The sequence below is a fragment of the Litorimonas sp. genome (assembly GCA_029936425.1).
In the GTDB taxonomy this organism is placed as follows: Bacteria; Pseudomonadota; Alphaproteobacteria; order Caulobacterales; family Maricaulaceae; genus Litorimonas.
The window spans coordinates 45,271-55,577 of sequence record JAPYSU010000002.1 but is presented as its reverse complement, the minus strand read 5'-3'; the positions used below and the strand labels follow the sequence as shown (position 1 = coordinate 55,577).

Annotated in this window: 6 protein-coding genes; 5 read left to right on the top strand and 1 reads right to left on the bottom strand. The window is 49.6% G+C overall.

Going from position 1 to position 10,307, the window contains the following annotated elements:
- Positions 1–210 precede the first annotated feature (210 nt).
- Both ACN0IC_RS02150 and ACN0IC_RS02145 read left to right on the top strand, forming a co-directional pair.
- On the top strand, positions 211–3,327 hold the full coding sequence (locus ACN0IC_RS02150; RefSeq protein ID WP_416877113.1) for a TonB-dependent receptor: 3,117 nt from the start codon (positions 211–213) through the stop codon (positions 3,325–3,327).
- A 126-nt stretch (positions 3,328–3,453) separates the two neighbouring features.
- The gene (locus tag ACN0IC_RS02145; protein ID WP_416877112.1) at positions 3,454–6,009 is read left to right on the top strand and encodes a glycoside hydrolase family 3 protein; all 2,556 of its coding nucleotides are present in this window, start codon (positions 3,454–3,456) and stop codon (positions 6,007–6,009) included.
- An 87-nt stretch (positions 6,010–6,096) separates the two neighbouring features.
- Here ACN0IC_RS02145 and eda read toward each other — a convergent pair whose 3' ends face one another.
- Complete coding sequence (gene eda, locus ACN0IC_RS02140; RefSeq protein WP_416877111.1) at positions 6,097–6,717, bottom strand: bifunctional 4-hydroxy-2-oxoglutarate aldolase/2-dehydro-3-deoxy-phosphogluconate aldolase; 621 nt, start codon at positions 6,715–6,717, stop codon at positions 6,097–6,099.
- Positions 6,718–6,952: 235 nt separating this feature from the next.
- On the opposite strand from eda, the gene ACN0IC_RS02135 reads away from it, so the two are divergent.
- The 3 genes from ACN0IC_RS02135 (at position 6,953) to pgl (ending at position 10,305) form a co-directional block, all read left to right on the top strand.
- On the top strand, positions 6,953–7,978 hold the full coding sequence (locus ACN0IC_RS02135) for a LacI family DNA-binding transcriptional regulator (protein WP_416877110.1): 1,026 nt from the start codon (positions 6,953–6,955) through the stop codon (positions 7,976–7,978).
- 165 nt (positions 7,979–8,143) lie between these two features.
- Positions 8,144–9,577: a glucose-6-phosphate dehydrogenase gene (gene zwf / locus ACN0IC_RS02130; RefSeq protein WP_416877321.1), complete on the top strand. Its 1,434-nt coding sequence runs from the start codon at positions 8,144–8,146 to the stop codon at positions 9,575–9,577.
- A gap of 2 nt (positions 9,578–9,579) precedes the next feature.
- Positions 9,580–10,305 carry a 6-phosphogluconolactonase gene (pgl, locus tag ACN0IC_RS02125; RefSeq protein ID WP_416877109.1) on the top strand — a complete coding sequence of 242 codons (726 nt, stop codon included), beginning with the start codon at positions 9,580–9,582 and terminating at the stop codon, positions 10,303–10,305.
- Positions 10,306–10,307 lie beyond the last annotated feature (2 nt).

The following is a 10,307-nucleotide window of genomic DNA, read 5'->3' as shown; positions in this document are numbered from 1 at the left end:
CAGAGAGACCTGAAGTCGACAAGAGCGAAATTGCCAATTTTAAGCGCTAAAATGCGTAAAAATTGGGACCATTGTGACATTTTCACAACAGTTTGACCTTTTTGTGAGTCTTTTAAAGATTTGAATTGACAACGCTGTCACTTTTGGTTCTTGATAGGGGCAATTCTAAGAGTCGGCCAACGACTCCTCACCATACTCAAGGGGATTAAAGTGAAATTAGAACCGAAAACCAATCTTGACCACTCCGCAATGATGCGCCGCATGCTTCGCGGCGGCTCTGCTGCTGTTTTGGTCGCGGCCATGATGTCAACAACCGCATTTGCACAGGATTCAGGCATTGAGGAAGAGGATGATGTCGACGAGATCGTGGCAACCGGCATTCGTCAGTCCCTTCAGAATGCTCAGGACATCAAGCGGAACGCCGATACATTTGTCGACTCCATTACGGCGTCGGACATTGGCGCTCTGCCAGATCGTTCGGTTCTGGAAGCCATTCAGCGGGTTCCGGGGGTTTCAATTTCGCGCTTCGCGGCCGGTGATGATCCGGATCACTTCTCAGTCGAAGGGTCAGGCGTCGTTATTCGTGGTCTCTCTTATGTACGCTCAGAATTTAATGGACGTGATGCCTTCACAGCCAATAACGGGCGCGCCCTAGGCTTTCAGGACGTACCGCCGGAATTGGTTGGCGGCGTGGATGTTTTCAAAAACCAGACGGCTGACATGATCGAAGGCGGCATTTCCGGTGTTGTAAACCTGAAAACACTCAAGCCCTTTGACCGTTCGGAAGATACATTCGCCGCAACGGTAGACGGCACCTACACAGATTTGGCGGAAGAGTTTTCGCCGTCAGTTTCCGGCTTGTTCACCAAACGCTGGGATACCAATGCAGGTGAGTTCGGTTTGTTGGCGTCCGGGTCTTACTCAAATCTGAAATCCCGCTCCGATGGCGTCCAGTTTGGCGGGTTGTATCCTTATAACCCAACATTTACTGGACCAGGCGATCCATCAGCGACAAATAACCTTCTGGCTCCTTCAGGTGTTAATATTCGGACGCAAGATTTTGATCGGGATCGCATCGGCACAACAATAGCCGGTCAGTGGGAATCTAATGACGGAAAGACCTTGGCCACGGCCGAATTCATCCGTTCCGAAACAACGAACGCCTGGACGGAACATGCGATCCAATCAGAAGAAGATCCGGGTGAACGTGCCGGCTTTTTCAATCGTGGTGATTTTACGGCCTCTCCTTTGGGAAGCCCAACAACAGTTTGTCAAAACCGGGATGCGTGTGGCGTCCAGGTTGCGGGCGATAGCCTGTTTCAAAGCGGAATCATTACCTCTGATGCGGCAGGTTGGTACGGACGTCCTGGTATCCGGATGACTCAATTCTCACGTGTTTCTGATACCAAATCAGTCACAAATGATTTAAGTTTCAACTTGAAATACTCACCCACAGATCGTCTCAAATTCAATTTTGATGCACAATATGTAAAAGCAACTACGGAAAATTCAGACATTTCCGGGTTTGCAGCTCAAACGGTAGATCAGGTTGTAAATCTCAATGGCGCAGGCATTAACCAGAGCGGTTATCCCGACCCGACATTGGAATATGTTTTACGTCCAGGCAGTCAGTTTAACAGTCTGACAGACCCAGCTAGTACTTATTGGCGTGCGGCCATGGATCACTTTGAAGACTCCGAAGGGGATGAGTTAGCACTACGCGGCGATGTTCAATATGATTTTGATACGGATGGATTCTTTAAAAGTATTCGTGCCGGTTATCGTTTTGCCGAGCGTGATCAATTGACAAAATGGTCTAACTACAACTGGGGCAATCTCTCAGAAGCTTGGGCGGGTGGTGAAGTTGATTTCTCTGAAGTGAGTGGAAATACTGAAAGCTTTACCTTTGATAACTTCCGCCGTGGAGATGTCTTACAGGGCAATAACGAGTTTCTGTTCATTTCGACGGATCTTCTCCGCGACTACCGCTCTTTTGTTGACTTTACACAAGGAAATTCGAATTTTCCTGGAGCTCAAAATCATTTGCGGGGGTTTGGAGGGCGTGACGCATCCGGTAATTTGATTTTTGTAGAAGGTGACGATCGCTTTACTCCAGCTGAAATTACGGATGCTATTGAAACAACACATGCTATTTACGCACGCGTTGACTTTGGTGATGACTCTGTTGCTAGCCTAGGTGGAATCTCCATTGATGGTAATTATGGCGTCCGTATTGTTGAGACAAAGCTTGAAACGACGGGGGCGGCGCAGTTCCAGCCAAACGGTGTTTGTTCACAAGCAAATAACCGATTTACCCCAGAAGCCGCGGAAGCCTGTGCTGTCTTGCAGCAGCCTTCCACGGAAGTCACCGCTGAAGTTGACCGGACGGATATTCTGCCGTCTTTCAACGTCAAATTTGGCCTGACGGATAATTTGATACTTCGATTGGCTGCAGCCCGTGGACTAAGCCGTCCGTCTGTTGGGCAATTGAGAGCCTTCCGGAACACGGCTGGCGAATTTAATGTGCAAAGCCCGCCTCCAGGGACAGATCCAGCGACTTTCAGTCCCTTGGTTTCTTTTAATCGTTATACGGTATCCGGTGGTAACCCAGGGCTGGAGCCAACGCTCTCTAATAACCTTGATGCATCACTTGAATATTATTTCAATGATGTGGGGTCCTTTACAGCAAGCGCGTTCTATAAAGACATCGAAAATATCATCATTGTCGCGGACGCCCCGGGGAGTTCCATTGGGGGGCCAGTTATTGCCGGCGCCAGTTATAATGGCCCGCAAAATGGCGGCGATGGTAAAGTCAAAGGATTCGAGCTGGCGTATCAGCAATTCTATGACTTCCTGCCGGGGATATTCAGCGGTCTAGGTCTTCAGGCCAACTATACCTATGTTGACCAATCCTCAATTCCAAACTCGGCAGCCGATATAAATCGGGCATCCGGGCAGCAGGATTTTGCGGACGCCTTTGTGCCAGATGATTTGGAAAACCTCTCTGAACATACTTTCAACATCGTAGGTCTTTATGAAAGTGACAAAGTCGAGGCGCGTATTGCCTATAACTGGCGGTCAGACTTCCTCTTGACGACGCTTGATGTTATTTCTCGCTTGCCGATTTATAACGAAAGCACAGGTCAGGTTGATGCCTCGTTCAAATATCAGTTTACGGATAATTTCCAGCTAGGTGTTCAGGGCGTGAACCTTCTGTCGGAAGTGACGGAAACAACGAGCCAGATTAATCCTGAAGGCGATCGTTTCCTTCGGTCACGTTTCGAAAATGACCGCCGCGTTTCAATCGTTGGTAGCTTTACATTCTAAGCAACTGATTTGCTAATTACATAAAAGGCCCGTGACACAGTCTCGGGCCTTTTTCATATCACAGATATCTTTCTTGACGGTAACGAGACATTACCGTTTCCTGGAAATAACTTCTTAGAGGTCCTTATGCGTCACCTGATACTTTCTTCTTCAGTTAGTCTTCTGGCTTTATCGTGCCTTTCCGGCTGCGAAACCCCGGCTATAGATACAGTCGATGTCGATGATACTTCTGCCGCCATGTCCGAAGTTATGGCTGGACAAGTTAACCCTGAAATCTGGCCTGAAGTGGAAAGCCCCGTTGGACTCGATCCTGTAATGGAAGAGCGTATTACCGATATCATGTCTAAAATGACTCTCCGTCATAAAGTCGGGCAAATTATTCAGGCCGATATAGGGTCTATTTCACCTGAAGATTTGCGTACATATCCGCTTGGTTCAATTCTCAACGGCGGCAATTCTGCTCCTAACGGGGATAACCGCTCTCCGGCATCTGATTGGGTGGAGCTGGCGGATGCGTTTTATGTCGCCTCGCAAGAGGCATACGGAGACGGCGTTCCTTTTATCCCGATGATATGGGGAACAGATGCCGTTCATGGTCATAACAATATTCCGGGAGCGACCGTTTTTCCGCACAATATCGGACTTGGCGCCACCCGTAATCCTGAGCTTTTAGGCAAAATCGGGGAAGTTACTGCACAGGAAATTCGTATCGGGGCTCAGGAATGGACCTTTGCTCCGACAATCGCTGTTGTGCGCGATGATCGGTGGGGGCGGACCTATGAAGGCTATTCCGAAAACCCGGAAGTCACCGCTTCTTATGCCGGAGAATTGATTGAAGGCATTCAGGGGCCCGTCGGCAGCCCGGATTGGCTGAAAGGCAATCATGTCATCGCAACGGCAAAACATTTTCTAGGGGATGGAGGCACTAATCAGGGTCGCGATCAGGGCGATAACACGGACAGTGAAGAGGAGCTTCGTGATATTCACAATGCAGGTTACCCTGCCGCGCTCGAAGCCGGCGTGCAATCTGTCATGATCTCCTTTTCAAGCTGGCAGGGACAAAAGCTGACGGGCCACAAAGGTTTGATTACGGATGTTCTGAAAGAGCGCATGGGATTTGACGGCTTTGTTGTCGGAGACTGGAACGCCCATGGTCAGATTGACTCTTGCACGACAGAAGACTGCCCGGCCGCCCTTCATGCCGGATTGGACATGTATATGGCCCCGGATAGCTGGAAAGGTCTTTTCGAAAACACGCTCAAGCAAGCCGAAAACGGAACGCTTGATCTGGATCGTCTGGACGATGCGGTCCGGCGTATTTTACGTGTGAAATTACGCTCTGGACTATTCGACGCCGGAAAACCAAGCACACGCGGCGTGGCAGGAAATTATTCTCTGTTGCAAGATCCGGAAAGTAAGGAGGTCGCCCGCCAGGCGGTTCGGGAGTCTCTCGTTCTGTTGAAAAATAACGGCATATTGCCTCTTTCTCCTTCTGCTAACGTCCTGATGACAGGCGACGGGGCGGATAATATCGGGAAACAATCCGGTGGCTGGACTTTGTCTTGGCAGGGGACAGGGAACGAAAACTCCGATTTTCCAGGCGGAAGTTCTATTTATGACGGTGTGAAACGTCATGTCGACGCCGCTGGCGGAACGGTGACTCTTTCCGAAGACGGAAGTTATGACGTCAAACCGGACGTTGCCATGGTCGTTTTCGGCGAAGACCCGTATGCTGAATTCAAAGGCGACATTGATAGTCTGGCCTATAAACCCGGAGATGACAGTGATCTGAACCGGCTTTTGAAATATAAGTCCGAGGGTATCCCCGTTGTCGCTGTTTTTCTGTCCGGTCGTCCGCTTTGGGTGAACCGCGAGATCAATGCCTCTGATGCTTTTGTGGCGGCGTGGCTCCCCGGCTCCGAGGGCGGCTATGCGGCAGATGTTCTTTTCAGCGACGCGAACGGAAATGTTGCATATGATTTCAAAGGAAAGCTGTCTTATTCCTGGCCGCGAACAGCCATTCAGACGCCTTTGAATTATGATGACGAAGATTACGACCCATTATTTGCATATGGGTATGGCCTTTCTTATGCGGCCCCAGCCGAGGTGGGCGTCTTGTCCGAAGAGGCAGGTATCGAACTCTCTGCCAAGAACACCACGGAGTTTTTCAAGGCCGGTAAAGCTGTTTTCCCTTGGACAATCGTTTTGGGCGATGCATCCGGTAAAACAACTGTTTCGACGACCAAAGCGGCGTCTCCTGACGGGGATATAACAATCGTTTCTGCTGATGACGGGGTTCAGGAAAATATCAGAACCTTGACCTGGTCCGGTGACGGCCAGGCGCGATTCGAAGTACGCGGAACGCCTGTTGATCTGACGCGTCAGAACACCGCAGATATGGCGCTCTATATTCGCATGAGAGCGGAAACGCCTATGGTCGGCGATCTCACTCTCTCAGCTGATTGCGGAAATGATTTTTGTGACGAAACGCAAGACCTGACACCTGTTCTGAAACAGGGAGAATGGACGGATGTGTCAGTTAAGTTGTCTTGTTTTGGGGAAGGGTCTGAAATGGAATATGTCGCCGCCCCGTTTATTATTCAAAGCGATGATGCGTTAAAAGTCTCTCTGTCTGATGTGAGACTAGTGTCGAATGAAGGGCAGGCGGTCTGTTTGAACTAGTATTTATCTAATGAGTTAAATTGAAAAGCCCGGTCTTATACCGGGCTTTTGTTTGCTTCGGTCTTAATGCTCAGAGAGACTGCATACTCAGAGAGACTGTGCGAGTTTGGCATTTTCTGTAATCGCATCCCAATTTTTTGCGGCCAGATTGTCTTTGTCTGCAACCCACGATCCGCCAACAGATACAACTGTTTTGACATCCAGATAAGGTCGTACGAGGTCTTTGCCGATGCCGCCGGTAGGCATGAATCTGAGCTGTGTCAGCGGTCCGCCTATAGCCTTGAGGGTTGCGATGCCGCCATTTGCTTCGGCGGGAAAAAACTTAACAAAATCATATCCGGATTCAATCATGGCGACGGCTTCGCCAGTCGTACTGATTCCCGGAATTGCGGGAATTCCGGCTTCCGAAATAGCTTGAATAAGGGCCGGAGTTGTGCCGGGCGTCACCACAAAGTCAACGCCTATTTCGGCGCAGGCTTCAACTTGATTTTTATGAATAACTGTTCCGACGCCTAAAAGAATTCCTAAATCTGCTTCGGCGATCGCCTTGATGCCATCATAGGCTGCGTCAGTCCGGAGCGTGAGTTCAATAGCATTTATGCCTCCCGCCTGTAGAGCTTTGGCAAGTGGAACCGCGTCTTTGGCATCGTGCAAAGTTACGACAGGGACAACTTTGATGCCGCTTAGTTTTTCAATGAGATCGGTCATGGTATCCTGATTTTGGTCTTAGGCGGTGGATTTTAATGATACAGCTACGCAGAGGTTTCTTCGCTGTCAAATAAGGATGGAATATTATTGCAAGGACTCTAACTAATCATCATATTTATGTCGTAAACGCTCAAAAACTAATGGCAATTTGTTGATTTATTGACGAATCTGTTGCAAGTTTAAATTGGAGAGAAGCTGCGTCCGGGCAGAAAAGTAGAACGCAGATATGAGGGCCATGAAAGCAACAATAACAGATGTGGCTAAAATTGCGGGCGTCTCCATGAAGACGGTTTCTCGTGTTCTGAATAATGAGCCGAATGTCGCGGCAAAGACGCGCGAAAAAGTTCTCGCTGTCGCCGCAGACCTGAGATATTCTCCGAACCTAGCCGCCAAAGGGCTGGCGAGTTCAAAATCTTATCTCGTTGCGCTCGTCTACGATAATCCAAGTCCTTATTACATTGCGAAGATTCAAGCCGGGGCGATCGATGCCTGCCGGAAATTCGGATATCACCTCGTGCCGGAACCTTTGCAATTACCAGATGTCGGCGATGAAGAAAGTCAGGCGGAAACGGTCCGCCATCTTCTACACCGCCTTCCGGTCGACGGCGTTATCTTGACCCCGCCGCTAAGTGATTCCCCCGGCGTTATAAAAGCGCTTGAGGCGATGAAAATCCCCTTCGTACTGATTGCGCCTTCCGGCCGTGAAAACGGATTTAATGCCGTGAAGATGGATGATATTCAGGCGGCTCGCGAAATGACGGAATTCCTGATTGCTCAAGGACATAAATCTATCGGATTTATCAAAGGGCATCCTGAACATAGCGCGACGGCCTTGCGATATGAGGGTTTTCGCGATGCCATGGCCAATGCCCGGCTGACCGTTCACAGCCATGAGGTCATACAAGGCGACTTTTCGTTCAGATCCGGGGTCAATGCGGCGGAAGCCTTGTTGTCTGATAAAGATTCTCATCCCTCCGCGATTTTTGCGTCCAATGATGATATGGCGGCCGGAGTGGTGTCTGTTGCCTCACGACTTGGAATTATTGTGCCGGATGAGCTCTCGGTTTGCGGGTTTGATGATACGCCTTTGGCTAAAATTCTCTTCCCGCAACTCACAACTGTGCAGCAGCCCATCTATGAAATGGGCTTTCATGCCGTAAAAACCCTTGTAGATCCGACACAAAAATCGAAGCCAGCTGAGACCCGAAACCTTGAATTTAAGCTTGTTGTGAGAGATTCCGCCCTTATTCAAAGCAGATAAGTTTTTCTTAGGGTTTGACAGCGCTGTCATTCTCGATTTATCTCTATGCTAAATTATAAGGGGAATATGTCAGTGACTGACAAGAAAAACCGCAAAGCGACACCGAAGAATAAGGGCGAGGCGAAAGCGCCGCGTTCCAGTTTCGTGCCTGTCAAACCCTTCGAAATGATAATTTTCGGAGCGACAGGGGATTTGGCTCGGCGAAAGATATTTCCGGCGCTTTATCATAGATTTGTGGACGGACAGCTTCCGGCGAACTCCCGGATTATTGGCGTATCTCGAAGCGAACACAGCCGCGAGGACTTTATTGACATAGTCCACGAGAATTACTGTGAATTCGAAAAAGAAGATACGCTCGACCAGGAAAAGTGGAATGAATTCATCGCTTTGATTGATTATGTCTCCATAGATGTTCTCAAGGATTCTGATTGGTCAAATTTGGCCAAGGCCGTTGATGAAAAGAACTCACTCATCCGCGTTTTCTATCTGGCTATGCCGCCCTCAATGTTTGCGGAGATTTGCCAGGGGTTGAAGAAAGCCGGTCTGGCTCACAAGAAATCCCGCGTTGTTCTGGAAAAACCTATCGGGACGGATTTCGACTCCGCGAATGAAATCAATGAAGGCGTCGCTAAAGTCTTTGATGAAAACCGCATATACCGGATTGACCATTATCTCGGTAAGGAAACAGTTCAAAATCTGCTTGTCCTTAGATTCGGCAATATCCTGTTGGAGCCCCTCTGGAACAGTAATGCGATTGAGCATATTGAAATTACCGTTGCAGAAGACATTGGCGTAAGTGGCCGCGGATCTTATTATGACTCGGCAGGTGCCCTTCGCGATATGGTTCAAAATCATTTGTTGCAACTGCTCTGCCTGACCACGATGGAAGCCCCGTCTTCGCTTGGCGCCGATGATGTTCGAACAGAAAAAATCAAGGTATTACGGGCGCTTGAGCGCATCACAGTCGACAATGTGAAAGAGAAAACCGTAAGAGGCCAATACACGAATGGCCGGGTCGATGGGAAGGCTGTGAATGGCTATCTAGTCGATCTCGACGTGGAAGACAGCAAAACAGAGACCTTCGTAGCCATTCATGCCGAGATTAAAAATTGGCGCTGGGCAGGTGTCCCTATTTATCTGCGGACAGGTAAGCGCATGAGCAGCCGGCGGTCCGAAATTGTTATTCAGTTCAAACCTGTCCCGCATTCCATTTTTGGAGAAGACACCAAAATCAACCCGAATAAGCTTGTCATCCGGCTTCAACCGGACGAGGCCGTTCGTTTGTTCATGGAAATCAAAGAACCTGGGGCAGGAGGGCTTCGTCTCAAAACGCTTCCTCTAAACTTGTCCTATGCTGACAATTTCACCGTCCGTTACCCCGATGCCTATGAACGTCTCTTGATGGATGTTGTACGTGGCAATTTAAGCTTATTTATGCGCCGCGATGAAGTCGAAGCCGCGTGGCGCTGGGTGGACAGCGTCTTGGAAGCCTGGGACGAAACAGATCAAATCACCCGCCCGTATTTTGCGGGAACAGACGGCCCGGAAGCGGCCAGTGAGATGCTGACGGATTTGGGCGATTCTTGGTCGGAGGCTTGAATATGCCCACATCAGGTCATAATTATCATATCGCAGACAGCGCGGAAAAATATGTTTGCGAGGCGGCCGAAGCCATTCGGCTATGTCTGGAAAATGCGCTTTTGGCGCGCGGGAAAGCAAGTCTCCTCGTCTCCGGCGGCTCCAGTCCCAAGCCTGTCTACGAGGCCTTGAGCCGGACTTCGCTTGATTGGAAAAATATCACGGTCAGCCTTGTAGATGAACGCTGGGTGCCCGAAGGAACAGACGGCTCAAATGCGAGTTTTATCAAAGAGACCTTGTTGCAGAATGAGGCTTCAAGCGCTTCGTTTGTTCCGCTCGTAAATGACGCGCCCAGTGCCAAAGACGCCGCTCCGAATATGGCCAAGCTTTTCGATAAAAACTTTCCGGAGGCTGTGGATGTTTGCGTTATGGGCATGGGAACGGACGGACACACCGCGTCCTGGTTTCCGGGCTCTAAAACGCTTGACCAAGCCTTGGAAATTGAAAGGGCCGAGTCCCTCGTCTGGCAGGACGCGTCAGGCCAGGGCGGGGGGAGCGGCTTTGACGACCGTATTACGGTGAGCCTGCCTATTGTCATGCGCGCCCGCAACGTGTTTTTGTTAATTCCCGGATTGGCAAAAAAAACCGTTTGGGAAAATAGCGCTGATAAAGAAATACACGAAGCCCCCGTTACAACATTGCGGGCCGCAAATGCACGTTTGCATGTTTACACTCACGAGGGAGCATAGAT

Excerpts from the sequence above, each read along its gene's own strand:
- pgl (WP_416877109.1), top strand. The coding sequence starts at position 9,580 with ATGCCCACATCAGGTCATAATTATCATATCGCAGACAGCGCGGAAAAA.
- eda (WP_416877111.1), bottom strand. The coding sequence starts at position 6,717 with ATGACCGATCTCATTGAAAAACTAAGCGGCATCAAAGTTGTCCCTGTC.
- ACN0IC_RS02145 (WP_416877112.1), top strand. The coding sequence starts at position 3,454 with ATGCGTCACCTGATACTTTCTTCTTCAGTTAGTCTTCTGGCTTTATCG.
- zwf (WP_416877321.1), top strand. The coding sequence starts at position 8,144 with ATGATAATTTTCGGAGCGACAGGGGATTTGGCTCGGCGAAAGATATTT.
- ACN0IC_RS02135 (WP_416877110.1), top strand. The coding sequence starts at position 6,953 with ATGAAAGCAACAATAACAGATGTGGCTAAAATTGCGGGCGTCTCCATG.